Here is a 26,640-nt window from a genome sequence, read left to right as displayed (position 1 = left end):
TGATTTCATAAATCATTTGACGCCCGAAATATGGGGCACGGGCGGCAATCCGGCCACTTCAGGCGGCCAGATTCGCCTCCATCTCGCGCTTCAACTGAATGACGATGGCCAGCGATTCCCGCAGCGATTCGTCATCATTTTCCATCTGCATCAGTTGCAGAAGATCGGCCGCGTCAAAGGCGGCGTCCCGGATTCGCGCAAGGGCCGGATCACCATTTGCCCGCTCGGCAAGATACTCCGCCAGCCATTCGACCGACTCGATGACTTCGGCCAACAGCTTTTCCGGTTCGATCTGAGCTTGCCCCGAAGCAGACTGGAACTCGCGGCCATGACGGGCCAGCCGGTTGATCGCCAATTCCAGTGCCGCGCGCGCGGCCTCGGACATGCCGCGTGACCTGGCTTCGACAGTGGCTTCATCATCCTCGCTTCGATGCGCCACAACCGGACGCAGGCGGCGAACGGTTCGAACAGATGCGTCGCCCGGCGAAACAGGCGCGGAAGGCGTCCGATGATTTTCGACAGGCGGGTCCGATGGTTCGACACGCTTTGTCAGGACAAGCGGCGCATCTGGCGAAACAGTCTCTGCCGCGATCTCATGCAAGGACGATGGCTCCGCGTTGGGCAGGGCGCTCGCATCTTCTGCAAGCTCTGCCCCCGTTTGGCCCGTTTGCGCAAATTTCGCGATGAGAAGTTCCGCACGATCCGTGGCGATCTGAAGACCAAGCTCGATCTCGCGAAGGACCGTCGCAACAAGCGCCCGCCCTCCGCTGCGCGCCATACGGTCGCGATCGACGCTGCCGTCAGGCCGCCGCGCCGCCAGAGCGTCTGGGGTGGCAATCGGCAGGACATGGTTGAAGTGCTCGATTGCACGATCGTTCAGATCTGCCAGCGTCGCCTCCAGCGTGCCGGACAACACCATTTCATCAGCCCGGGTCACGGCCAGAATCGCATGGTCCTTCAGTCGGTCGCTTGCCCCCTGCCAGACAGCGCGCTCTTCCTCGTCAAAGACCTGGCTGCACCAGATGGCGATGTCGGTCCGCTTGTCGGCCCAGCGAACGGCGCGCTCGAGATCCGCAGGGGTCGGGGCGACTATTTCCAGGATGCTGATCCTGGCCAGCGCGGGCAGATCCATGTCGATCTCGACATAGATCGGGGCAAGAGCCGCCACCGCGTCCGGATCAAAGCGGGCCAGTGTTCGAACCGTACCGTCGGCAAGCGTGCATCGCACTTCTTCGCGCTTGGCACCAGAGACCAACAGAGTGGGCAGTTCCCGTTCCGACGGCAGGATCTGTCGGCCCAACAGAAGATTCGCGATACTCGACTTGCCGCTGCCCCGCTTGCCGAACAACGTCACGCGAACCGGCTGGGTCAGACGCGCAAGCAACGCTTCGGCCGATTTGCGGACATGTATCGGCAGATCAAGATTGCCGGTCAGAGCACGCAGCGAGTCGACGATTTCGGGCCGAACGGTCGTCTTCATGGTCACTTGCCTCCTGCGATCAGCCTGAAGGGCTGTTGGCCGTCACCGCCCGACTTTGCCTCGGTCGGCGTGAAAGCTGCCTTGTCGACGGGAACCACGCGTGTCGCATGAGCCGAATCATCGCCCGCGGCGTCCTCTGGCCTGCGACGCATCTTTCGTTCGGCAGGCTTGTTGTGGTTCAGCTTGATCACGGCAAAAGATACATTGTCCTGGTCGGGATCTGCCAGGTCGATGATCGCATCCAGCAGGCGCTCGGCAATCTCTGCGCTTTTCCGGCGACGATACTTGTTGAGAATCTTCTCGATCCGCTGCTCCTCGAGATATTGAAGACCATCGCTGGACAGGATCACGATATCCCCGACCTCCAGCACAAAGGGTTCGCGCGGGCATTGCGACCGTTCGACCCTGTCTCCCATGATCGCCGAGGTCAGGCAGTTGCGATCGGGATGGTTCCGCCCCACCTCGGGGTCCATCAGGCCCGCCGCCACCATCGCGTCGATGCGCGGCGCAAGGGAATGGTCCTCGTTCAGCTGCCGCAGCTTGCCATTGCGGAACAGGTAAAGCGGGGAGTCGCCGATCGACATCCAGTACAGACGGTTTTCCACCACCACCACGGCGACAAGGGTCGATCCCATCCCTACCGCCTTGGGGTGTTCGCTGACATAGTCACGAACCGAGGCATTCGCATTGGCCGCGGCCATGGTCAGATAGTTGGGGATGTTGGCTTCCAATTCCTGGAAATTGGCACTTTCGAACTTCAGTTCGCTGAAGACTTCGGTCACGACGATCTTGGACGCGACATCCCCCGCCGCATGACCGCCCATGCCATCGGCGAGCACGGCGACACCGACATCGGTGCCCGCGGGAAAGTCCGTGACGATCGCGTCTTCCTGATAGTCGCGCCCGCCCTGGCAGATCGCCGAAGCGACGTCGAAACGCGGCTCAGGCGATTTCCACATCGTCGGCCTCCTCGCCGTCCTCGCCAGCCCAGTTGAACTCGGCATCGCACAGGGCAACGAAGCGCAGCGTCGTCTCTCCGATACGGATCATGTCGCCGTTCTTCAGCTTCTCGGTGCTGACAAGGGGCTTGCCGTTCAGCCGAACGATATTCGCCTTGCCGCCGTGGCCCAGAAGCGTTTCATGGGTTTCGGGGTCATAGACGATGCTTGCATGATTGCTGCGCGAGATGGCCGTGTCTCCGAAATCCAGTGGAATTGTCTGGTCCTCGCCACGGCCGATCTGGGACAGGCCACTGCGCAAGGCAAAGGATTCGCCGCGTCCAGGCCCCTTGACCACGACCAGCCAGCCAATCGGATACCGAACGCTGGCCGCGCGCGACTGAGCGGGATTGTTGAACAGATCGACGATCTCACCATCGGATTTCTCGAACCCCAGAAGCCGCGTCTTGGCGCGCCGACGACGTGCATTGCCCGAAGGCAGGCGCGAGGTCAGGTCGATGCCGCTATCCGCAACGGGCGCGGGCTGCGGCCGCGCCTGGGGCGCGGGCGCCGCGGACGGCTGTCCCGCAGCTTGGTCTTCGTCATCCTCGAGATCCCAGATATTCACCGCGCCCGGCGCAGAAGAGGCCGCACCCCCCTCGGGTTCATCGCTCTCAAGGGACCGGGACAGGCGCTCCAGATCCAGCGCATCCTCATCCACGGCCTGCGCCGCGCCCTGGGAGGTCGGTCGGGGCGCAGGATCGCGCCGCTCGCGCACGACTTCCGACAGAGGCGGAACCTGCAGCTCGGCCTCATCGTCCTCACGATAGGATTGACCCGAGCTGTTCGACCGGCCAAGCAGCTTTCCGAAAATGCCCATTGTCTTGCCTTTCCAATCCACTGGCGGGCCGATCTCGGCCCAGCTTTGTCTCAATTTGTGACCCGGCATTCTGGCCAAAAGATGACGCGAAGAAGGTCTTCGGCAATTGCGGCCAATTTGTGACCCGCCGCCGGATCGCGCCGGGGCCGCGACAGGGAATGTCACGTGGCCCCGATCACGCTCATTTCAGGTTGTTGAAGTCCGCCAGGCTGTCCTGGATGATCGCGTACCATTCGCCGGTTTCGCGCATCTCGTTCAGGCCTCGGTTCAGAAGGGTCAGATAGACCCTGCCCCGGGGATTGGTCTTGTGCGAGACGAAGTGAATCGTCTGCAGCTTGGACAGGTTCGGGTTCGGTTCCACGACACCCTGCGCCTCCGGCACCGCCTTCAGGGCTGCGTCGCCGCCCTCCAGGTCAAGAAGCGTCATGTCCACCTCGCCATTGACCAGCATGCGGAAACAGTCCTCGGGTCGCGGCGGCTGAACCAGCGTGATGACCGGCTCGACCAGGCCTTCCGAGGACAACTCGGCCAGCGAGAAGCCTTCGGGCCGGCAGACGCGTGCCCCGGCATAATCCGAATAGGCCGTCACATTCGCATAGTCGCTGTCCGTACGCGTCCAGTACGCCGACACCGATTCGTAGATCGGCAGCGACCAGTCCAGCTGGGTGCAGCGATAACGGGTATTCTCGTCCATTGCCTCGAGGTTCGAACAATCCTCGGGCTTGTACCAGGCGATCGAAATGTCGAATGCGCCAAGCGGCAGCAGCGTGTCCAGATGCGCCTGCCAGTCATTGACGAAGCTGAGCGTGAATTCCCGGTCGTTGCCGCCCCGCTGAAGCGCGGTCGTGGCCAGACGCACCAGCATGCCCCCGCCCTTCAGGTTTTCGCCCGTATAGGGCTCCCATCCCGACCCGGAAACCAGCTTGATCGGCGGCTCATACAGGTTCGAGCGCTTGCGCGTCGCGGCCTGCTTTGCCTCCTGCTCCTGAATGATCGCCTCGGCGGCCTGTTCTCCCGGAAGACTGCCGTCCTCGCACGGGATCTTCAGCTGCGTGCCCGGAACCAGCTTGTTGGGGTTTTCGATCAGGTTCCGGTTGGCGTTGAAGATCATCTGGTAGTCGAAGGACCCGAATGCGGCCTGCGCGATCGAACCCAGGCTGTCGCCGTCCTTGACGGTGTAGATCGAGCAAGCCTCCTGCGCCGCGGCGAGCCCGGGCGCAAGCAGTACGGCAGCACCGACGACGGTTGCCCGTCCAAGTTTCAGGATCGTGGTCTTCATCGTTTCTTCCCTCCGGTGCGTCCCCGATGGTGGTGGCCCATGGGGACGGGACTTGACGTGCCCGGCGCCCGGACGGGCGCCGGTGCATGGGCGTCTCGGCTTACCCGCCGATCTTGTTGTATTCGGCCAGACTGTCCTGAATGATCGCGTACCATTCTCCGGTTTCGCGCATCTCGTTCAGCCCGGCATTCAGAAGCTCGATGATTTCCTCGGCCCGCGGATTCTTCTTGTGCGCAACCCAGTTCAGAGGCTCGACCTTCGACAGGTTCGGGTTCGGCTCCAACACCTCTTCCGAGCCGGGAATCTCGGCGATCGCGCCAAGCGCGCTTTCAAGATCGAGAGAAACCATGTCGACCTTGCCATCCACCGCGGCCCTGATGCAGTCCTTCGGCGTTGGCAGATAGACCCAGGACACGACGGGTTCGACCAGGCCCTCGACGGTCAGATCGAAGGTCGACCAACCCTCGGGGCGGCAGATCCGTGCGCCGGCATAATCCGACCATGTGCGGACACCGGCATATTCGCTGTCCTTGCGGGACCAGTAGGATGTGACCGACTCGTAGATCGGCAGCGAAAAGACAAGATTGTCGCAACGATACAGGGCGGCTTCGTCCAGCAGATCGCGCTTCGAGCAATCGGGCGGCGGAGTCCAGCCGATCGCGATATCAAATCCGCCGATTTCAAGCAGCGTGGTCAGATGAGCACCCCAATCATCCACATAGGACATGATGTAGTCGCGATCGTTCCCGCCGCGTTTGACCGCCGTGGTGGACAGCCGCACCAGCATCCCGCCGCCGGTCAGGCTCTTGTCCATGAACGGCTTCCAGTCGTCGCCCCCCAGAAACTTGATTGGCGGACGATACTCCCCGTCAATGCTGCGGCCGGCGCTGCGCGCCTCCTCGCGCTGGATGATCGCCTGTGCCGTCTCTGCCCCGGGCAGGCTGCCATCCTCGCAGGGAAGGCGCAGCACCGTGCCGGGCGCGACCGCGTTCGGATTGCCCCCCAGCACGTCCCGGTTGGCGTTGAAGATCATCTGGTAGTCATAGCTGCCATAGGCCGCCTGGGCGATCGAGGCGAGGCTTTCCCCTTCCTTCACGGTGTAGGTCGTACATGCCTCCTGGGCCGATGCGCCCGCGCCAGCCATCATCGCCACCGCAGCGGTCACGGCATACAGCGACCTGCGAATTCCCCGGATCATATCGTTCTTCCTTTTCATTTTTCTTCGGTCAGCCGATTGCGCCGGAACCGTCCCGCACCGTGTCGTCAGCCGCGCCCCGCCTGCATCCGCTCACGCAGGTAGGATGAGACGATGTCGTACCATTCGCCGGACTCGACCATCTTCTGCAGGCCGGAATTCAGCAGGTCGAGCACCTCGCGCCCGCGCGGGTTCTTCTTGTGAACCAGGACATACAGTTCCTTGACCGCGCCAAGATTGGCGTTCTCGACCACCTGACCATCCAGGGACATGTCCGCGATCGCGTTCGCGCCCACCAGCGTGTCCACGGACACGACATCGACGGATCCCGCCATCAGCTGCTCGAAGCAGGTCGCAACAAGCGGCGGCCGCACCATGACGACGGCCGGAGCGCTCAGGCCCGCTTCATCCAGATGGGCCGTCGAATAGCCCTCGGGCCGGCAGATGCGCGCGCCCTTCAAGTCGGCATAGTCCAGCGCCTCGTCATAGCCGCTGCCGACGCGGGCAAAGAAGCCGTCCACGACCTCATAGAACGGGTCGGAGAAGTCGTAATTCTCGCAGCGGTTCCGGTCATGTGCCGACAAGGTGTCGGTCCGTTCGCAATCGGGTCGGGACCAGGGGAAGGATCCGTCGAATGCCAGGACCGGCAGCAGCAGGTCCAGATGCGCCTCCCAGTCGTTGACGAATTTCACCTCGACCTTCTTTTCGGGATCGGCACGATAGGCTGCCGTCTCGACAAGAATGGTAAAGACGCCACGTCCGGGCAGGCTTTCATCCGTGAAGGGGGGGAAGTCATTGCCCGTGATCAGGACGATGGGGCGCTCCTCGTCAGCTGCGGCTGCAACCGCGGCAGGCGAAGCCTCGGCCGCGATCGCCGGCGTCTGGCTGGGCACGGTGCCGTCGGTGCAGGGGATGCGCAGGACGTCGCCCACCTCGATAATGTCGGGATTGCGCAAGACATCCTGGTTGGCCTCGTAGATCATGCGCCAATTGTCGTTGCCATAGGCGCGCTTGGTAATCTTAAGAAGCGTGTCGCCCGGCGCGACGCGGTAGGTCTTGCATGCCTCCTGCGCCCCGGCAGCCCCGGCACACAGGGCCAGCGCGATCGCTGTCGTCTTCAGAAATCTGATGGCGCTGTGCATGTCCTCTTCCCTTTCCTTCGCTGGAGCCTGAAGCCCCCTCGGTGCGGCACGTCGCGTGCAGCCCTGAAAACGTTATCTTGACCTGTGAGAACCCGTTCCGGAAACTGCCTGAGCAATCCGGCACTCTTACCTGAGACGCGGGCAGGTTCGGCCCGGGTGACGCCTCATGACCAATCGCGGGACCGCGGATTTCCTCCGCGGCCACCGATACCTATTCCGGAGCGCGCGCCAGCGGCAGCTCTGCCACCAGCGTTTCGCCATCGCGCAGGACTTCCAGCCGCGCGGCTTCGGCCCCCATTTCCACCAGTGCCGCCATGGCGATCTCGGCCGCCTCGGCCGTCTCGAACACGGCGCCGGTCTGGGTCTCCCGACGAATGATGTCGCCCGGCTGCAGAACACCGTCAGCATTCGCGCCCGTCTCGGCCACGCGGGTCTGCCAGACCCCGTCCCGCATGGCCGCAACCAGCACTGTACCATCGGCCAAGCCTATCCGGCGTATGACGGGCACTGCCAGCAGCGCCAGATCGAACCGGAGTGTATCCGGGTCCTTGTACCGGACCGTCATGCGCGTCTTGCCGTCCGGATCGATCACCATGTCGGTCAGGATCCGGATTTCGAACGGTGCCGCTTCTGTCAGCGGCTTGTCATTGACGGTCAGGATCTCGACGCCCGGACGCAGCCAGCCTCCGATCTCGGCGGCGACACTTTCGGGAACCTGCGTCACGCTCGCAAACCGGGAATTGCCACGGGCAATCGTCTCATAGTCGAACGGAACCTCGACATCCCACAGGGCGAATTCGACCTGCTGCTGAAGGACGGGGCCAGTCGCGGCAGGTTTTTCTTCCTCGATCACGGGCTGCGCATCAACCGCAGCCTGCTCGACCGGGGCCACGATTTCGGTCGGCGCGGAATCTTCCGACCCACCGGCCGCATCTTGTGACGCATCCGGCAGCGCCGCTGCTTCGGCCGCCTCTGCAGCGGCACGATCGACCTGGGACTCGGTTATGCCAACGACTGGCGTTTCGTCCGCAACCGGATCTGCCGCAGGATCTGCTGGCACATTCTCGACCGAAGCCTGCGAAACGGCAGCCGGCTCTGCGGCCGCCATGGCCGCTCCGGCCCCGGCACCGTCGTTTTCGGTCGCACTCGCCGGCTTCGGGCTTTCCGATCCCGGCGCGGCCATGTCGTAGGCCGTCGCAGGCGCAGGGACCGGCTCGCCATCCACGGATTCGTCTGTGGTCTGGACAGGTTCGATCACCGCCGCCGACGCGGGATCCGTGGCGGCTGCCGGCGCGGATATCGCCGTGCCTGTCTGATCAGCCGCGCTGGACGTTTGCTCGGCAACCTCTGTTGCGGAGTCACTCATCGTCGCGGCGACATCCGACGACGGCAATGCAGCAACTGGCGCGGCAGAATCCTTTTGCTCGTCAAGATAGAAGTATGCGCCCGCGCCAAGGGCCGCGATCAATGCCAGGACCGATACGGCCGCACGAGCGCCGCCTCCGCGCTTGCGCTCGGCAAGCTCGGCACTGGCCGCTGCGACGGGCTTGGGGTCTTCGGCCTTGTCCTCGTCCGCGCCGGCTTCGCGCATCAGCCATGAAACGGCTGATTCAGGATCAGCCCCCGCCGATGCGGCTTGCGGATTGTCCAGCATGGCCAGCCATTCCGCCGCCGATTGCAGGCGGTCGGCGGGTCGGGTGCTCATCGCCTTGTCGATGGCCTCGAGGAAGCCCGGAGGATAGCCCGGAATGCGACCGGCCAGGGGCTCATAGGGATCGGGGCGCTGCTCGGCGATCGCGGCGAGACGCGCCTGACCATTGACCGGCGGCTCGCCCTTGATCGCGTGATACAGAGACGCGGCCAGCGCGTAGAGATCGCTCCACGGCCCCTGCTCGCTGCCCGGAATATAGAATTCCTGCGGGGAATAGCCGTCCTTGACCACGCGCAGCGCCGAATGTTTGCGACCGCCGCTGGCGGCATGTTCGCGCGCCGCGCCAAAGTCGATCAGGATCGGTTCGCCATCCTTCGTGATCAGGATATTGTCGGGCGAGATGTCGCGATGCAGCAGCCCGTGATCGTGCACATAGCCGATCGCCGACAGAAGCTTGCGCGTGATCGCCACGATCTGTTCAGGCGTCAGTCGGGTCGCCGGATCGTCCAGAAGATCCAGCAGGTCCTTCCCTTCGATATAGTCGATGGCCATATAGGCCGTGTCGTTGTCCTCGAAGACCTGGTGGACCCCGACGATATTGGGATGCTTCAGCTTCGCCAGCCGTCGGGCTTCCTCGATGAAGTGGCGGATGATCGATTTCAGCTCGTTCTGATGGGCCCGCGATCGTGCCGTCACGATCGTGTTCGTGCGGCGGCAGAAGGCGTCGGCAAAGCATTCCTTGATGACTACGTCGCGGTCCAGGCTATCCTTGGCCAGATAGGTGATGCCAAAGCCGCCGTTATTCAGAAAGCGCGTGATGCGATACTGGCCGTGCAGCAGGGTCGTGCCCGGCTGCAACTCGTCCATCGTACCTTCGAATTCCGGCCCGTTCGCAGGCTCGTTCAGTGTCATCGCCTTGCCCCCGATGGTCGGATCCGCGTGCGCGCGGCGGTCATCCAACCCTCATGCACTTTCACTTCTGCCATCAGCTCGCAGGGGATCCCCCTGCCGTTGCGATCCAGCCCGGCAATCGGGGCAACAATAGGGCGACAACAGGGAATATTAACGAACTGGATACAGTTCCCGCCGAGCGAATCTTTGTTGCGGCGCAGGAATCGGGGGCGTTCATCATGGTAAAAAGTGGATGCGCCCCGTTTGTTGAACGATCTTCGCCACTTGAGTCGCCTGAATGGCCGCCGCACCGGTCGCCCGGCGGGCGTTCTGGCACTCATGACAACAGGTCAGTCATTCTGCCCAATCGAACCGGCAGAATGACGCGACGTATGGCATTTGTTCCGACGCATTTGTCTTGCCAATCCGCGTCCGATCACTAGGCTCGTGCCATTCCGCGCCGCGAAGGGCGCGACCCAAGACAAATACCAAAAATTGACAGGAGGTCATGACCATGACTCGCAGCCTGCTTCTTTCCACCGTGCTGAGCGCGGCGCTGGCACTGCCCACGCTTGCCGCCCAGGTCCAGCCCGGTGATGTCCTGGCCGAGAACCAGGAATACACCTACTGGCTGCTCGACGCGATCAAGTCGATGGACCCGCAGATCAACACCGACGTCGAAGGGTCCGGCGTGCTGCGTCAGCTGTTCGAAGGCCTGTTCAACGAAGATCAGAACGGCGCCCTGGTCCCGGGCGTGGCGACCTCCTATGACGTGTCCGAGGACAAGACCGTCTACACCTTCCACCTGCGCGACAACGCGAAATGGTCGAACGGCGATCCGGTGACGGCCCACGACTTCGTCTATGCCTGGCGCCGTCTGGCCGATCCCAAGACCGCCTCGGAATACGCCTGGTACATGGAGCTGATGCAGGTCAAGAACGCCGCCGACATCATCGCCGGCAAGAAGCCGGTCGAGGAGCTGGGCGTTCGCGCGATCGACGATCACACGCTCGAGGTCACGATCGAAGCCCCCCTGCCCTATTTCCCCAAGATGCTGACCCATGCCTCGACCTTCCCCGTCAACCAGAAGGTCATCGAGCAGTTCGGCGACAAGTGGACCGAACCGGGCAACCTCGTCGGCAACGGCGCCTATGTGCTGAAGGAACACATCCTTGGCGAAAAGGTCGTGATGGAGCGCAACCCGCTGTACTGGGATGACGAACACACGATCATCAACAAGATCACCGCGCTGACGATCAACGACGAAAATGCCGCTCTGACCCGCTATCTGGCGGGCGAGCTGGACCGCGTCCAGATCCCGGCCGGCCAGTATCCGCGCCTGAAGGCAGAATATCCCGATCAGGCGGTTTCGGTGCCGCAATCGTGCTCGTACATCTACCTGTTCAACCTCGACCCCGAAAAGGGCCCCGAGCCGCTGAAGGATGTCCGCGTGCGCAAGGCGCTGAGCTATGCGATCGACCGTGACATCATCGTGAACAACATCCTGCAGGGCGGTCAGGCGCCGGCCTACAACTGGACGCATCCCGCGACCGAGGGCTTCGAGATGCCCGAGATCGACTATGCGACCTGGACCCAGGACGAACGCACCACCAAGGCGATGGAGCTGATGAAGGAAGCAGGCTTTGGCCCGGACAACCCGCTGAAGCTGACGCTGAACTACAACACCTCGGAAAGCCACAAGAAGATCGCGATCGCGGTCCAGCAGTTCTGGAAGAAGATCGGCGTCGACCTGACCCTGAACAACATGGAATGGAAGGTCCACACCGACAAGCTGCAGAACCAGGACTTCGAGGTGGCGCGCTATGCGTGGTGCGGCGACTACAACGAGGCCTCGACCTATCTGGACCTGTTCACCTCGTATTCGGGCCACAACAACGGCAAGTATTTCAACGAGGAATATGACCGGCTGATGAAGGAGTCCAAGACCGCGGACAACCCGGCCCCGCTGTACAAGCGCGCCGAGGAGATCCTGGCCGAAGACATGCCCTTTGCGCCGATCTACCACTACACCAAGGTCGAGATGATCAAGCCCGACCTGCGCGGCATGGGCCTGAACAACCTGATGCAGAACTGGTACGTCAAGGACATGTACCGCGTCGCCAACTGACGTCTTCTGAAACCGATGGGGCGCGCCGGCGCGGCTGGCGCGTCCCTTCCCTTTTCGGTGGGGTTCACTGATGTTTTCCTACATTCTCAAGCGCCTGGCCGTCGCGATCCCGACGCTTCTGCTGCTGATCATCATCTCTTTCCTGCTGATGCGCGCCGCGCCGGGTGGCCCGTTCACGACCGAACGCGGCCTGCCGCCGCAGGTCCTGGCCAATCTCGAGGCGAAATACGGCCTGGATCAGCCGCTGTGGAAGCAGATGGTCAACTATGTCTGGGGCATCGTGGCGCATTTCGATTTCGGCCCGTCCTTCATCTACAAGGACCGGACGGTGAACGAGATCATCGCTCAGGGCTTCCCCGTCACGCTGACCTATGGTTCGATCTCGTTCCTGCTGGCCGTGACGGTTGGGGTGACGCTGGGCGTCGTCGCCGCGATCCGGCACAACACGTGGCTGGACTACCTGGCCGTCGGAGTTTCGATCGGCGCGCAGGTCCTGCCCAACTTCGTGATGGCGCCCATCCTTGTTCTGATCTTCACGCTGTGGCTGCGCTGGCTGCCCGGCGGCGGATGGGAGGGTGGCCAATGGCAATACCTGGTCATGCCGGTGATCGCGCTCTCGACTTCATTCATGGCCTCGATCGCGCGGATCACGCGATCGTCGATGCTTGAGGTGCTGAACTCCAACCATATCCGCACCGCCCGCGCCAAGGGGCTGCCGGAACGCAAGATCATCCTGCGCCATGCGCTGAAGCCCGCGCTGTTGCCGGTGATCTCGTATCTTGGTCCGGCCTTCGTGACGATGATCACTGGCTCGGTCGTCGTGGACATGTATTTCTCGACCGGCGGCATCGGCAAGGCCTTCGTGGACAGCGCTCTGAACCGGGACTACGCGGTGATGCTGGGCATCACGATCCTGGTCGGCGCGCTGACGATCCTGTTCAACCTGGTGGTCGACATCCTCTATGCGTGGATTGACCCCAAGATCCGGTACTGACCCATGGTGGTGGACTCAACCAAGATGCAGCGGCTGGCCGACCGGCTGGCCGAGCAGGAAATCAAGGGCCGCTCGTTGTGGGCCGACGCGCGCGCGCGCTTCTTCCACAACAAGGCGGCGGTCGGCGGCCTGATCGTGCTGGTGCTGGTGGCGCTGTTCGCGATCTTCGGCGACATGATCGCCGTCTGGTCGAACGAAGAGCTGGACTTCTCGGTCATGGGGCAAGTCGCCGAGCTGGGCGGCCCGTCGATCGCGAACGGCCACTATTTCGGAACCGACGACCTGGGCCGCGACCTGTTCGCGCGCACGGTTCAAGGCACGCGGATCTCGTTGATGGTGGGGATCGTGGGTTCGGCCATCGCGGTGATCGTGGGCACGCTTTATGGCGCGACGGCGGGCTATCTGGGCGGCCGGATCGACAGCATCATGATGCGCACCGTGGATATCCTGATGTCGATCCCCTACATGTTCGTGCTGATCCTTCTGCTGGTCATGTTCGGGCGATCCATGTCGATGCTGTTCATCGGCATCGGTCTGATCTCGTGGCTGGACATGGCGCGCATCGTCCGTGGCCAGACGCTGAGCCTGAAGCACAAGGAATTCATCGAGGCCGCGCAGGCCACCGGCGTTCCCACCTTCACGATCATCCGCCGTCACATCGTGCCCAACCTGCTGGGCGTGGTCGCGGTCTATGCCACGCTGCTGGTGCCGCTGATGATCCTGACCGAAAGCTTCATCAGCTTCCTTGGCCTTGGCGTGCAAGAGCCGCTGACCTCGTGGGGGGCGCTGATCTCGGAAGGGGCCCGGACCATGGCCTATGGCACGCTCTGGCAGCTGGGCTTCCCCCTGTTCTTCTTCGTCATCACGCTGTTTGCCTTCTTCTTTGTGGGCGATGGCCTGCGTGATGCACTGGACCCTAAGGATCGCTGAAATGGCATTGCTGGAAGTAAGGGATCTGGGCGTCAGCTTCGAGACGCCCGACGGCACGGTCAATGCCGTCAATGGCGTCAGCTTCACGCTGGAACGGGGCGAGACGCTGGGCATCGTGGGCGAAAGCGGTTCGGGCAAGAGCCAGCTTTCGTTCGCCATCATGGGCCTTCTTGCACGCAATGGGCGCGCGCGCGGATCGGTCCTGTTCGACGGTCAGGAGATCCTGAACGCTCCGCCGAAGGTCATCAATCCGATCCGGGCAAACCGCATCGCGATGGTGTTCCAGGACCCGATGACCTCGCTGAACCCGTATATGCGCGTATCCGACCAGATGGCCGAGGTTCTGACCCATCACAAGGGCATGTCCAGGGCTCAGGCCGTGCGCGAAGCGATCCGGATGCTGGATGCGGTGAAAATCCCCGACGCGGCGAACCGGGTGCATCTTTATCCGCACGAATTTTCGGGCGGGATGCGCCAGAGGGTGATGATCGCCATGGCGCTGCTTTGCAGACCGGAACTGCTGATCGCGGACGAACCGACCACGGCACTGGATGTCACGGTTCAGGCGCAGATCATGTCGCTTCTGGCCGAGCTGCAGCGCGAATTCGCGATGGCCACGATCCTGATCACGCACGACCTTGGCGTCGTCGCCGGGTTCTGCAGGCAGGTCATGGTGCTCTATGGCGGCAAGGTGATGGAACAAAGCCCTACCGATCCGCTGTTCGAGACGCCATCGCACCCCTATACCCGCGGCCTGCTACGCGCCATTCCGCGCGTGGACCGCGAAGGCGACCAGCTGGAAAGCATCCCCGGCAGCCCGCCGAACATGACGCGCGAGGACCGGGGCTGCCCGTTTGCGCCGCGCTGCGCCCATGCGGGTGAGGACTGCCTGGACCATCTTGCCCCCCTGACGGAATTCGCGCCCGGGCGCCTGCGCGCCTGCAACCGCAGCCTGGAGGAAATCGCATGACTGCCCCCCTGCTTCGTGTCGAAGATCTGCGCGTGACATTCGAGATCCGTCGCGCGGGCGATCTGCCGTGGAGCAAGCCGCGGCTGCTGCATGCGGTGAACGGCATTACCTTCGATCTGCAACCCGGCGAAACGCTGGGCATCGTGGGGGAATCGGGCTGCGGCAAGTCGACCCTTGCCCGCGCTCTCATCCGGATGGTGCCGGCCACGGGGCGCGTCTTGTGGCAGGGCAAGACCGACCTTCTGTCGCTTTCGCGCCGGGAAATGCTGAAATACCGCGCGGACATCCAGATGGTCTTCCAGGACCCACTGGCCAGCCTGAATCCCCGCATGACCGTCGGCCAGATCATTGCCGAACCCCTGCGGACACATCGTCCGGGCCTGTCCCGGACCGAGGTCAGGGAACGGGTCAAGCAGATGATGGACCGGGTCGGCCTGTTGCCGAACCAGATCAACCGCTATCCGCACGAATTCTCGGGGGGCCAGTGTCAGCGCATCGGCATCGCGCGCGCGCTGATCGTCGAACCGAAGCTGCTGATCTGCGACGAGCCGGTTTCGGCGCTGGACGTGTCGATCCAGGCGCAGGTCATCAATCTTCTGGACGAATTGCAGCGTGATCTTGGCCTGGCCATGATCTTCATCGCGCATGACCTGTCGGTGGTGAAGCACATCTCGGACCGGGTGATGGTGCTGTATCTGGGGCGCGAAATGGAAGTCGCGTCGAGCCACGATCTCTACTCCGATCCCCAGCATCCCTATACGCAGGCGCTGCTGTCGGCGGTGCCGATCCCGGATCCGAAGGCCGAACGGGCAAAGCGCGTGATCCCGCTGGAAGGCGATCTGCCCTCGCCCATGTCGCCGCCTTCGGGCTGCGTGTTCCGCACGCGCTGTCCGCGCGCAGGCGAGCTTTGTGCCGCCCAGGTTCCGCTGCTGACCGGCCAGTCCCATGCCGTGGCCTGCCACTTCCCCGGCCCGCTGACCGAAGCGCTTGCGCAACCTGAACCGGCCTGAGATCCGGCTTATCGCCCGCGCCGGAAGAACCGGGCGCGGGCGTAAAGTTCTTCCAGCCGCTTCATCCGGGCCTGCGTTTCCTGCCAGCTCAGGTCCTGCACCGCTGCCATCAGCGTTTCTACAAGAACCTGGATCGCCACGGTTGAATCCCATGCCGAGGGCACCTCGACATGCGCTGACAGGCGGTGGCGCGCGTGCTGCGCGGCGGGCGAGACCCATTGATCGGTGATCACCACGACCTCGGCGCCCTGGTCGGCGGCCATCTCGACCACCGAAAGGACGGTGTTTTCGTATCTGCGAATGTCGAACGCCAACAGGACATCGCCCGGCGCCATGTCGATCAACGCGGGTGGCCAGGCATTCGCCATGTCCGAGATCAACGAAACATCGCGCCGCATCACACGCATGTGGGTCACGAAGTAATCCGCAATCGCGTGGGTGATACGACCGCCCATCGCATAGACCTTGCGCCGGGGATCGGCCAGAAGCGCGGCGATCGCGTCGAACTCTGCCCGATCGACCTGGGCCAGCGTGGCCTGAAGATTGCCCAGCACCGCATCCGCAAAGCGGTTCAGGACATGCGCGTCGGGCGCGCTTTCGGCCCAGCGATCATGCTTGGCTATGGGCGAGATCAGCCGCTCCTCGACCTCGGCGCGCGCGGCGGCCTGAAGGTCGGGGTAACCACGATAGCCCAGCTTTTGTGCAAGGCGCACCACGGTGGGGCTGGAAACCTCGGCATCGCGCGCAAGCTGCGTGACCGATCCAAGGATCGCCACCGGATAGTGGCGCGCGATATGGCTGGCCAGACGCCGTTCAGCCGGTGTCAGGGTCTCGAACTGCGCCTTGATCTTCTGTTCGATCGTCTGCACCGGATTCGGCATGACCTGCATCCCTTTTGAGCACCCCCCGCCAGAAAGGATCTTATCACCTTTTGGCACGCTGAAAACATGTTGACAGAATCGCGGGCGCTGGCCCAGCCTGAGTTGCGAACAGGATGGGTTTCGGCACCATGGCGCAGACGTTCAACGCGGTCACGGTCGAAAACGGCACCGGTATGGGCCGGTTCATGCTGGTCTGCGAACATGCCTCGAACGCCTTTCCGGACGCCTTTGGCGATCTTGGCATCGACGCCGACACCGCTCGGTCGCATGTCGCCTGGGATCCCGGCGCGCTTGCCTTGGCGCGGGCGCTGTCGAAGCGGCTCGATTCGGTCCTGATCCATGCGGGCGTGTCACGGCTGATCCAGGATCTCAACCGTCCCCCGAATGCCCAGTCGGCCATGCCGGAAAAGAGCGAAGTCTACCTTATACCCGGCAATCGCGACCTGACGACTGCCGAGCGCCTGCGCCGCACGCGCGAGATCTATATTCCGTTCCATGCCCGGGTCGCGGCCGAGCTGGCCCAGCGTCTGGCACGCGGCGAGCAGCCGGCCTTCGTCACCGTTCACAGCTTCACGCCGGTCTATTTCGGCCAGCCCAGGAATGTCGAGATCGGCTTCATCCACGATGGCGACGCCAGCTTTGCCGAAACGGTCCTGGACCGTGCGCGGGTCACGACGGGACACAGATGCGAGCTGAACGCGCCCTATTCGGCTGCCGACGGCGTAGCCCATACGCTGCGCCTGCACGCGACGCCCTATGGCCTGCGTCATGTCATGATCGAGGTGCGCAACGATCTTCTGGCCGAGGACGCGGCGGTGACGCGCATCGCCGATGGTCTGGCCGAGGCGCTGCGCCGCGCGCTGGAGTGGCTTGAAGACGTTGGCAACGGGAAGGAGACGGTCTGAAATGCCAAACTGGATCAGGACATATGTTCGCCTGATCGACGCGATCAATTATCGCGTCGGCCGCTTTGCCATGTATCTGCTGTTCGTCCTGATGGGCGTGATGCTGTACGCTTCGATCAGCCGGGCGGCCTTCACCCCGCCGATCTGGACCGACGAGATGGGACAATTCCTGCTGCTTGGCTACTTCATGCTGGGCGGGGCCTATTCGCTGCAGCTCGACAGCGCCGTGCGGATGGACCTGTTCTACAGCCGCTGGAGCGATCGCACCCGGGCAATCGTGGATGCGGTCACCATCCTTGCGCTGATCTTCTACCTCGTGGTGCTGCTTTATGGCGGCATCGAAAGCACCGCCTATGCAATCGAATATGGCGAGAAGCGCCGCGGTCTTTGGCAGCCCTACATGTGGCCGATCAAGCTGGTCATGTGCATCGGCATCACGCTGATGATCCTGCAAAGCATTTCGATCTTCTTCAAGGATCTCGCCCGCGCACGCGGCAAGGAGCTGTCATGACACCGAACCTGATCGCCCTTTCGATGTTCGGCGCGATGCTGGTTCTGCTGTTCACGGGCCAGCGGATGTTCGGCATGATCGGCTTTGTCGCCGTCGTGGCGGCGATGCTGCTGTGGGGGGACCGGGGCGGATACGACCTGGCCTTTGCCCAGTCGATCAAGCTGATGAGCTGGTTCCCCCTGATGACGCTGCCGATGTTCATCTTCATGGGCTACATCCTGTCCGAAAGCCGGCTGGCAGACGACCTGTACCGGATGTTCCATGTCTGGTTCGGCCCCGTGCCGGGCGGGCTGGCGATCGGCACGATCTTCCTGATGGTGCTGATCTCGGCGATGAACGGTCTGTCCGTCGCGGGCATGGCGATCGGCGCCACCATCGCCCTGCCCGAGCTGCTGCGGCGCAATTACGACAAGCTGATGGTGACCGGCGTGATCCAGGCCGGATCGTCACTGGGTATCCTGATCCCGCCTTCGGTGGTGCTGGTGCTCTATGCAATGATCGCGCGCCAGCCGGTAGGCAAGCTGTGGCTGGCGGGCGTCCTGCCCGGTCTGATGATGGCGGGGCTGTTCATCCTGTACATCTGGATCCGGTGCCGCATCTCGCCCGAACTTGGCCCGGTCCTGTCGCCGCAGGAACGCGCGCAGGTCTCGCGGGCCGAGAAGATCCGACTTCTGCGGGCCGGACTTCTGCCCTTTGGCATCTTCCTGGCCATGATGGTGCCCTTCGTGACCGGCTATGTGCGGCTGGTCGAAAGCTCGGTCATCGGGGCGCTGGCCGCGACGCTGGCGGCCGCCGTCAAGGGGCGGCTGACATGGGCCGTCGTGGAAACCGCGACGCGCCAGACATTGGCGGTGTCGTGCATGTTCCTGTGGATCATTCTGGCCGCGCTGGCGTTCGGCGCGGTCTTTGACGGGCTGCGTGCGGTCGATGCGCTCAAGGGGCTGTTCCTCGAGGATCTGCACCTGAACCGGTGGACTGTCCTGATCATCATGCAGCTGACCTTCCTGCTGATGGGCACGTTTCTGGACGATACCGCGATGCTGGTGATCGTGGCGCCGCTCTATGTACCGCTGGTCGATGCGCTTGGCTTCGACCTGATCTGGTATGGTGTCCTGTACACGATCACGACTCAGGTGGCCTACATGACGCCGCCGTTCGGATACAACCTGTTCCTGATGCGGGCCATGGCCCCGCCCGAAATCACGCTGCACGACATCTATCGTTCGATCGTTCCCTTCGTTGGCGTGATGATCGTGGCTCTGGCGCTGGTGATCGCCTTTCCGCAGATCGCCCTGTGGCTGCCCGAGACACTCTACAACCGATGACAACAGGCGGGACAACCGCCGCTTCTTTCCAACACAGGAGGTATGAAAGATGACGACGACAAGACGGAAGTTCCTGACGGCAGGCGCGGTTGCTGGCGCCTCGACCCTGGCCGCGCCTGCGGTCCTTGGGCAGGCGCCGATCAAGTGGCGCCTGCAGACCTATGCCGGCGCGGCGCTTGGCGAACACGTGGTCAAGCCCGCAGTCGACAGTTTCAACAAGATCGCCCAGGGCCAGATGGAGATCGAGCTCTACTATGCCGATCAGCTGGTTCCGACGGGCGAATTGTTCCAGGCCATGCAGCGCGGCACGATCGACGCTGTGCAGTCGGACGACGATTCCATGGCCTCGCCGACCGAGGTGACGGTCTTCGGCGGATACTTCCCCTTCGCCTCGCGCTATTCGCTGGACGTCCCGGCACTGTTCCATGACTGGGGCCTGAACGAGATCTGGGCCGAGGAATACGCCAAGGTGGGCGTCAAGCATATCTCGGCCGGGGCATGGGATCCATGCAACTTCGCGACCAAGGACCCGATCAACAGCCTTGCCGACCTTCAGGGCAAGCGGATCTTCACCTTCCCGACCGCGGGGCGGTTCCTGTCGAAATTCGGCGTCGTGCCCGTGACCCTGCCATGGGAGGATATCGAGGTCGCCCTGCAGACCGGAGAGCTGGACGGCGTGGCCTGGTCCGGGATCACCGAGGATTACACCGTCGGCTGGGCGGATGTGACCAACTACTTCCTGACCAACAACATCTCGGGCGCGTGGATCGGGCATTTCTTTGCGAACATGGACCGGTGGAACGAATTGCCCGAGCACCTGCAGGAACTGGTGCGGGTCTGCTTTGACAGTTCGCACTATTACCGCCTGCACTGGTACTGGGCGGGCGAAGCGCGACTGCGCGTCGAGGGCACGAAGATGAAACTGACCTCGATCCCCGACGAGGAATGGGCCCAGGTCGAGGCCGCCGCCCGCGAATTCTGGGACGAGATCGCGGCCGAAAGCGAAACCAAGGCCCGGATCGTTTCCATCTTCAAGGCCTACAATGAAACGATGGACAAGGCCGGCCGGCCCTATCGCTATACCTGAGACGACCGGGGGCGGCGCGCTTGCCGCCCCTTTTCCCGCCCCGCGATCTGATCAAGGATCACCGCCTGGTGGCCCGGGCACAACCCGGCCCAAGGACACACCAAGGAGAGGCTGACATGCCCGCCAACCTGACCTTCGATGCGTTGAAGAAAGCCGTGGCCGAGGGCGAAATCGACACGGTCATCGCCTGCTTCCCCGACATGCAGGGCCGGCTGATGGGCAAGCGCTTTGTCGGGCATCACTTCGTCGACTCGGCGTGGCAGGAAACGCATTGCTGCAATTACCTGCTGGCGGTCGATGTCGAGATGTACACCGTTCCCGGCTATCGCACGGCCAGCTGGGAAAAGGGCTATGGCGACTATGTGATGAAGCCCGACATGGCGACGCTGCGCCGTATCCCGTGGCTGCCCGGCACCGCGATGGTCCTGTGCGATCTGCTGGATCATCACACGCATGAGGAAGTCGCCGTCAGTCCGCGCGCCATCCTGAAGCGCCAGATCGCCCGGGCCCGCCAGCTGGGCTTCGAACCCATGATGGCGACCGAGCTGGAATTCTTCCTGTTCGAGGACAGCTATGATGCGCTGAACGATCGCGGGTATCGCGACCTGCGGCCGCTGGGGCGTCACAATATCGACTATTCCATCTTTGGCACCACCAAGGAGGAAAGCGTGATGCGCGCCATTCGGAACGGGTTGTGGGGCGCGGGCATCCCGATCGAGAACTCCAAGGGCGAGGCCGAGATCGGTCAGGAAGAGATCAACGCGAAGTATTCCGACGCGCTGGACACCTGCGACATGCACGCCGTCATCAAGAACGGCGTGAAGGAGATCGCGTTCCAGCACGGCCGGGCAGCGACCTTCATGGCGAAATACAGCCACGAACGGGCGGGTTCATCCTGCCACATCCACCAGTCGTTGTGGCAGTCCGGCCAGCCTGCCTTCCGCGACGAGGGCGACCCACACGGCATGTCGGACCTGATGCGGCACTACGTCGCCGGCCAGCTTGCCCATGCGCGCGAGATCACCGCGCTGCTGGCGCCGAACATCAACAGCTACAAGCGTTTCGTGATCGGCATGTTTGCCCCCACCCGCGCCGTGTGGTCCTTTGACAACCGCACAGCGGGGTTCCGCATCTGCGGCGAGAATACCAGGGCCATCCGCGTCGAATGCCGCATCGGCGGCGCCGATCTGAACCCCTATCTGGCCTGCGCGGGGCTTCTGGCTGCAGGTCTGGCCGGGATCGAGGCGAAGATGGAACTGGAACCCGAAACGCGCGGCGATGTCTATCACGCCGAAGGTGCACGCGAGATCCCGAAGACATTGCGCGAGGCCACAGAGCTGATGGACCGGTCGGCCATGCTCCGCGCGGCCTTTGGCAACGATGTCGTGGACCATTACGTGCATGCCGCGCATTGGGAGATCCGCGAATTCGACCGCGTCGTGACCGACTGGGAACTGCGCCGCGGGTTCGAACGACTTTGACGGGCGCGATCCGCGCCGAAAGAGGACTGACATGACACGAATGATCCAATGCATCTCGCCCATCGACGGGCGCGTCTATGCCGAACGCGAGGCCCTGAGCCAGGCCGAAGCGGAACTGCGCGCATCGCGCGCCCGCGCGGCGCAGCCGGGCTGGGCCGATCGTCCCCTCGATGAACGCATTGCCCTGGTGCGCGCGGGGGTCGAAAGGCTCAACCAGATGAAGGACCGCATCGTCGAGGAACTGGCCTGGCAGATGGGCCGCCCGGTCCGCTATGGCGGCGAATTCGGCGGGGTGAACGAACGCACCGACTACATGGCCGCGATTGCCGCCGAGGCCCTGGCACCGATGATCGTCGAATCCTCGGAGCATTTCGAACGCCGGATCGAACGCGAGCCACAGGGCGTCGTCCTTGTCATCGCGCCATGGAACTACCCCTACCTGACCGCGATCAACACGATCGTGCCCGCGCTGATCGCCGGCAATACCGTGATGCTGAAACATGCAAGCCAGACGCTTCTGGCGGGTGAGCGCCTCGCCGAGGCGTTCCACGCTGCGGGGGTGCCACAGGATGTCTTCCAGAATGTCGTGCTCGATCACGCGGCGACCGAGCACCTGATTGCCTCGCGCGCCTTCGATTTCGTGAACTTCACCGGATCGGTCAATGGCGGGCGCGCGATCGAACGCGCCGCTGCCGGCACGTTCACGGCGCTGGGGCTGGAACTGGGCGGCAAGGATCCGGGCTATGTCATGGAGGATGCCGATCTCGATGCGGCGGTTGACGGGCTGATGGACGGCGCGATGTTCAATTCCGGCCAATGCTGTTGCGGTATCGAGCGGATCTATGTCGCTGGGCCCCTTTTCGACGACTTCGTGGAACGCGCGGTCGAATGGGTCAAACGCCAGAAGCTGGGCAATCCGCTGGACCCCGAGACAACTCTTGGACCAATGGCCAATCGCCGCTTTGCCGATACGGTGCGAAGCCAGATCGCCGATGCGATCACCGATGGGGCGCGGGCCCTCATCGATCCGGCGCTGTTTCCGCAGGACGATGGCGGAACCTATCTTGCGCCCCAGATCCTGGTCGATGTGAACCACGAAATGCGCGTGATGCGCGAAGAAAGCTTTGGCCCGGTTGTCGGCATCATGCCGGTGGACAATGACGACGAAGCGGTGGCCCTGATGAACGACTGCGACTATGGCCTGACTGCGTCGTTGTGGACGCAGGACGCCGACCGGGCGGCGCGGATCGGCCGCAGGCTTGAAACCGGCACGGTCTTCCAGAACCGCTGCGACTATCTTGACCCGGCCCTGTGCTGGACCGGCTGCAAGGATACCGGGCGCGGCGCCGCGCTGTCGGTACTTGGCTATCACTCGGTCACCCGGCCGAAATCCTACCATCTGCGAAAGGTGCTGAAATGACCGCTCCGACAGCGAACTGGTCCTATCCGACCGCAATCAAGTTCGGACCGGGCCGCATTGCCGAACTGGCCGAGCATTGTCGCGCGGCCGGCATGCGCCGCCCGCTTCTGGTCACCGACAGGGCGCTGGCGGAACTGCCCATCACGCGCCGTGCGCTGGACATCCTGGATGCCGGCGGCCTTGGGCGCGCGATGTTCTGCGACGTCGATCCGAACCCGAACGAACGCAACCTGGAAGCCGGGTTGCAGGTCTATCGCGCGGGCAGGCATGATGGTGTGGTCTGTTTCGGCGGGGGCTCGGCCCTGGATCTGGGCAAGCTGATCGCGTTGATGGTGGATCAGCCCGTCTCGGTCTGGGAGCTGGAGGATATCGGCGACTGGTGGACGCGCGCCAACCCGGACACGATCGCGCCCATCATCGCGGTGCCAACCACGGCCGGCACGGGATCCGAGGTCGGGCGCGCGGGCGTCCTGACCAATTCGCAGACGCACCGAAAAAAGATCATCTTCCATCCCAAACTGATGCCGACGGTGACGATCTGCGATCCCGAATTGACCGTGGGCATGCCGGCCTTCATCACGGCTGGCACGGGGATGGATGCGCTGGCTCATTGTCTCGAGGCCTATTGCAGCCCGCACTACCACCCGATGAGCCAGGGAATCGCGCTGGAAGGCATGCGGCTGGTTTTCGAGAACCTGCCGCGCGCCTATGCAACGCCCACGGATCTGACGGCGCGCGCCCACATGATGTCGGCCGCCGCCATGGGCGCCGTGGCGTTCCAGAAAGGGCTGGGCGCAATCCATGCGTTGTCCCATCCCGTGGGGGCCGTCTACAACACCCATCACGGCACGACGAATGCCGTGGTGATGCCGATGGTCCTGGATTTCAACCGTCCGGCGATCGAGGAAAAAATCTCGATGGCCGCAGCCTATCTGGGTATCGCGGGCGGGTTCGACGGTTTCCGCGCGCGCATCGTGTCGCTTCGCGAGGAACTCGGGATTCCCCGCTCGCTCTCCGAGCTTGGCGTTGAACGTGACAGGCTGGACGAGCTGACGAAAATGGCAATCGAAGACCCGTCTTGCGGCGGAAACCCGATCCCGATGACGTACGAGAACACGCGAGCATTGTTCGAAGCCTGCCTTTAGGCCAAGGGGCGCGTCCAACCGGCAACAGACTGCCAGCAGCATCGCGAAACGGGTCGCCGCCTATGGCGCGGCGCCCCCGAACCGCTATAGTCTGCACCGAAATCGGACAAGCAGGCGGCAGGACAGTGATCACAGCACCACGCACAGCACGGCGCGAACGCAAATGGCTTGGCCGCGTCGGCGCGGGCCTTTGCAGCGCCGTGGCCATGGGGGCGGTAATTGCCTATGCAGATCCCGTTCTCAAGCCCAGCCCGGGAACATTCGGATTGCCCGGCCTGATCGACATGCCGACGGCCGAAAGCAACCGCGAAGGGCTGCTGACAGCTTCCGTTTTCCGGTTTGCCGGCGGCATGCGCATCACAAGCACGTTCCAGCTGACCGATCGCATCACCGGGGCCTTCCGGTACTCGCGCGTGCCGAAGATCTACAATGGCGACTTACTTTATGACCGATCGTTCGACATCCATTATCGTGTGCTGGATGAAAAAGGCATGCGGCCCGCAATCGCGATCGGCCTGCGCGATTTCATCGGCACCGGCGTCTATTCGGGGGAATACGTCGTCGCCACCAAGACGATCACGCCCCGCCTGAAAGTATCCGCAGGTCTGGGCTGGGGCCGTCTGGGCAGCCACGGCGATATCGGAACACCGTTCGGTTCGCGCCCGCCGCTGGACTTCGGCAAGGGCGGCAAGGCGAATACGGACCAATGGTTCCGGGGGCCCGCGGCACCCTTCTTCGGCCTGTCCTGGGCCGCGACCGACAAGCTGACGGTGAAGGCCGAATATTCGTCCGACGCCTACGATCAGGAAACGTCCTACGGCACATTCACGCGGGATTCTTCGCTCAACCTGGGTTTCGACTATCGCCTTGGGAAATCAGCGAACCTGTCGGGATATTATCTGTATGGCTCGGAACTGGGCCTGCAACTGACCATGGCGATTGACCCCCGGCGCCCCCCCGCGCCCAGCGGGATCGAAAAGGCACCGCTTCCCGTCCGCCCCCGGCCCCAGCGCAACTTGGACCCCGAAGCATGGCGCACGGACTGGACCAGTGACCCCGAGGTTCAACCCGGCGTTCAGTCCGCGATCGCCAAGGCGCTGGAGAAGGACGGCCAGCAGCTTGAGGCGATGTCCCTGTCGGCCACACGCGCCGAAATTCGCATCCGCAATCGCCGCTATCTGGCGCAGCCGCAGGCGATCGGGCACGCTGCCCGTATCCTGACCCGCGCCCTGCCCCCATCGGTCGAGACCATGGTTATCACCTCGGTGGCCGAAGGGATCCCGACCTCGTCGGTCACGTTGCAAAGATCGGATGTCGAGGCCCTGGAGCATGACGCCGCCTACAAGATCCTCAACCGCGCCGAGTTTGCGGATCCCGCCCGATCCGACGGGGCGGGTCTTGTGGCGAATCCGGCGGCCTATCCCCGGCTGACCTGGGCGGTCACGCCATATGGCGAGGCATCGTTCTTCGACCCTGACGATCCGTTGCGTGCCGATTTCGGCCTTCAGCTCAAGGGTCGCTATGAATTCGCGCCCGGCCTGATCGCCTCGGGCCGACTGCGCAAGAAGGTTGTCGGCAATCTGGATCAAAGCACCCGGGTGTCGGATTCGATCCTGCCGCATGTCCGTTCGGACGCCGTCGAATACCAGAAACAGGGCGACCCCGCGCTGCATGATCTGACGCTGGCCTGGTATAGCCGCCCCGCACCGGATCTTTACGGGCGCGTGACCGTCGGGCTTCTGGAGCGGATGTTCGGCGGCATTTCGGGCGAGCTTCTGTGGAAACCCGTCGACAGTCCATTCGCCCTGGGCGTCGAAATCAACCGGGTTCGCCAGAGGGACTTCGATACCCTGTTCACCTTCCGCGACTACGAGGTCACCACGGGTCATGTCTCGGCCTATTACGACTTCGGCAACGGCTTTCACGGTCAGATCGATGCGGGCAGGTATCTGGCCGGCGACTGGGGCGCGACCTTCACGCTGGACCGGGAATTCGCCAATGGATGGAAGGTCGGGGCTTATGCCACGTTCACCGACGTATCCGAGGAGGAATTCGGCGAAGGGTCCTTTGACAAGGGTATCCGGCTGACGGTTCCGCTGTCTTGGGTGACCGGTCAGCCGTCGCGCAACAAGGTGTCCAGCGTGATCAAGCCGCTCAATCGCGACGGAGGCGCAAGGCTGGCCGTCGATGGGCGTCTTTACGAAACCATCCGCGACACGCATCAGCGCGACATGCAGATCCAATGGGGGAGATTCTGGCGGTGAAAGTCCAACGCTCCCAGCGCTTGCGCGCCGGCTTGTTCCTGTCTGCCTGCCTTATGCTTGCTGCCTGCGGGAACGACGCGGCCCAAACCGAAGGCAGTCGCCTGACGCGCGATGCCTTCAGGCAGATTGCCCA

21 protein-coding genes are annotated in these 26,640 nt (G+C 63.3%); 13 read left to right on the top strand and 8 right to left on the bottom strand.

Annotation, left to right across the window (positions count from 1 at the left end; genetic code table 11):
- Positions 1-58: 58 nt before the first annotated feature.
- The 7 genes from LV82_RS09535 to LV82_RS09505 form a co-directional block, all read right to left on the bottom strand.
- The gene (locus LV82_RS09535; protein WP_104071109.1) at positions 59-1,480 is read right to left on the bottom strand and encodes a hypothetical protein; all 1,422 of its coding nucleotides are present in this window, start codon (positions 1,478-1,480) and stop codon (positions 59-61) included.
- 2 nt (positions 1,481-1,482) lie between these two features.
- Positions 1,483-2,439 (bottom strand): PP2C family protein-serine/threonine phosphatase, encoded by a 957-nt coding sequence (locus tag LV82_RS09530; RefSeq protein WP_104071107.1) that lies wholly within the window; start codon positions 2,437-2,439, stop codon positions 1,483-1,485.
- A complete protein-coding gene (locus tag LV82_RS09525) occupies positions 2,423-3,298 on the bottom strand; it encodes an FHA domain-containing protein (RefSeq protein WP_104071105.1) in 876 nt (291 codons plus the stop codon). Before LV82_RS09525 ends, LV82_RS09530 begins: the two co-directional genes overlap by 17 nt.
- A 181-nt stretch (positions 3,299-3,479) precedes the next feature.
- Positions 3,480-4,577 carry a LysM peptidoglycan-binding domain-containing protein gene (locus tag LV82_RS09520; RefSeq protein ID WP_104071103.1) on the bottom strand — a complete coding sequence of 366 codons (1,098 nt, stop codon included), beginning with the start codon at positions 4,575-4,577 and terminating at the stop codon, positions 3,480-3,482.
- A gap of 100 nt (positions 4,578-4,677) precedes the next feature.
- Entirely contained in the window at positions 4,678-5,775 is a 1,098-nt protein-coding gene (locus LV82_RS09515; protein WP_104071287.1) for a LysM peptidoglycan-binding domain-containing protein, read from the bottom strand.
- Positions 5,776-5,840: 65 nt separating this feature from the next.
- The gene (locus LV82_RS09510; RefSeq protein ID WP_104071102.1) at positions 5,841-6,914 is read right to left on the bottom strand and encodes a LysM peptidoglycan-binding domain-containing protein; all 1,074 of its coding nucleotides are present in this window, start codon (positions 6,912-6,914) and stop codon (positions 5,841-5,843) included.
- 211 nt (positions 6,915-7,125) lie between these two features.
- A complete protein-coding gene (locus LV82_RS09505) occupies positions 7,126-9,477 on the bottom strand; it encodes a serine/threonine-protein kinase (protein ID WP_104071285.1) in 2,352 nt (783 codons plus the stop codon).
- 493 nt (positions 9,478-9,970) lie between these two features.
- Between LV82_RS09505 and LV82_RS09500 the strand changes: the two genes are divergently transcribed.
- The 5 genes from LV82_RS09500 to LV82_RS09480 all read left to right on the top strand — a co-directional run bounded on the left by LV82_RS09500 (position 9,971) and on the right by LV82_RS09480 (position 15,488).
- The gene (locus tag LV82_RS09500) at positions 9,971-11,584 is read left to right on the top strand and encodes a peptide ABC transporter substrate-binding protein (protein WP_104071283.1); all 1,614 of its coding nucleotides are present in this window, start codon (positions 9,971-9,973) and stop codon (positions 11,582-11,584) included.
- Between the two features lie 70 nt (positions 11,585-11,654).
- Positions 11,655-12,578 (top strand): oligopeptide ABC transporter permease OppB, encoded by a 924-nt coding sequence (gene oppB / locus LV82_RS09495; protein ID WP_104071100.1) that lies wholly within the window; start codon positions 11,655-11,657, stop codon positions 12,576-12,578.
- Between the two features lie 3 nt (positions 12,579-12,581).
- Positions 12,582-13,508 (top strand): ABC transporter permease subunit, encoded by a 927-nt coding sequence (locus LV82_RS09490; RefSeq protein WP_170063399.1) that lies wholly within the window; start codon positions 12,582-12,584, stop codon positions 13,506-13,508.
- A 1-nt stretch (position 13,509) separates the two neighbouring features.
- Complete coding sequence (locus LV82_RS09485) at positions 13,510-14,478, top strand: oligopeptide/dipeptide ABC transporter ATP-binding protein (RefSeq protein ID WP_104071098.1); 969 nt, start codon at positions 13,510-13,512, stop codon at positions 14,476-14,478.
- Positions 14,475-15,488, top strand: a complete 1,014-nt coding sequence (locus LV82_RS09480; RefSeq protein ID WP_104071097.1) for an oligopeptide/dipeptide ABC transporter ATP-binding protein — start codon at positions 14,475-14,477, stop codon at positions 15,486-15,488. Before LV82_RS09485 ends, LV82_RS09480 begins: the two co-directional genes overlap by 4 nt.
- An 8-nt stretch (positions 15,489-15,496) precedes the next feature.
- Here LV82_RS09480 and LV82_RS09475 read toward each other — a convergent pair whose 3' ends face one another.
- Positions 15,497-16,369 (bottom strand): MurR/RpiR family transcriptional regulator, encoded by an 873-nt coding sequence (locus tag LV82_RS09475; protein ID WP_104071279.1) that lies wholly within the window; start codon positions 16,367-16,369, stop codon positions 15,497-15,499.
- A 128-nt stretch (positions 16,370-16,497) separates the two neighbouring features.
- On the opposite strand from LV82_RS09475, the gene LV82_RS09470 reads away from it, so the two are divergent.
- From LV82_RS09470 to LV82_RS09435, 8 genes are all read left to right on the top strand, one after another.
- Positions 16,498-17,274 (top strand): N-formylglutamate amidohydrolase, encoded by a 777-nt coding sequence (locus tag LV82_RS09470; protein ID WP_104071278.1) that lies wholly within the window; start codon positions 16,498-16,500, stop codon positions 17,272-17,274.
- A gap of 1 nt (position 17,275) precedes the next feature.
- Positions 17,276-17,785, top strand: coding sequence for a TRAP transporter small permease subunit (locus LV82_RS09465; protein WP_104071095.1), 510 nt, complete (start codon positions 17,276-17,278; stop codon positions 17,783-17,785).
- Positions 17,782-19,110 (top strand): TRAP transporter large permease, encoded by a 1,329-nt coding sequence (locus LV82_RS09460; protein ID WP_104071094.1) that lies wholly within the window; start codon positions 17,782-17,784, stop codon positions 19,108-19,110. The genes LV82_RS09465 and LV82_RS09460 overlap by 4 nt, the downstream gene beginning before the upstream one ends.
- A gap of 49 nt (positions 19,111-19,159) precedes the next feature.
- Positions 19,160-20,197 (top strand): TRAP transporter substrate-binding protein, encoded by a 1,038-nt coding sequence (locus LV82_RS09455; RefSeq protein WP_104071092.1) that lies wholly within the window; start codon positions 19,160-19,162, stop codon positions 20,195-20,197.
- Between the two features lie 116 nt (positions 20,198-20,313).
- Entirely contained in the window at positions 20,314-21,678 is a 1,365-nt protein-coding gene (locus LV82_RS09450; RefSeq protein WP_104071091.1) for a glutamine synthetase family protein, read from the top strand.
- Between the two features lie 31 nt (positions 21,679-21,709).
- Positions 21,710-23,098 carry an aldehyde dehydrogenase family protein gene (locus LV82_RS09445; RefSeq protein WP_104071090.1) on the top strand — a complete coding sequence of 463 codons (1,389 nt, stop codon included), beginning with the start codon at positions 21,710-21,712 and terminating at the stop codon, positions 23,096-23,098.
- Entirely contained in the window at positions 23,095-24,243 is a 1,149-nt protein-coding gene (locus LV82_RS09440; RefSeq protein ID WP_104071088.1) for an iron-containing alcohol dehydrogenase, read from the top strand. Before LV82_RS09445 ends, LV82_RS09440 begins: the two co-directional genes overlap by 4 nt.
- Before the next feature lie 125 nt (positions 24,244-24,368).
- Positions 24,369-26,507 carry a YjbH domain-containing protein gene (locus tag LV82_RS09435; RefSeq protein ID WP_245873130.1) on the top strand — a complete coding sequence of 713 codons (2,139 nt, stop codon included), beginning with the start codon at positions 24,369-24,371 and terminating at the stop codon, positions 26,505-26,507.
- Positions 26,508-26,640 lie beyond the last annotated feature (133 nt).

Origin of the sequence: Albidovulum inexpectatum (genome assembly GCF_002927635.1) — a bacterium.
GTDB classification, from domain to species: domain Bacteria; phylum Pseudomonadota; class Alphaproteobacteria; order Rhodobacterales; family Rhodobacteraceae; genus Albidovulum; species Albidovulum inexpectatum.
This window is presented reverse-complemented; position numbering and strand designations above follow the sequence as displayed.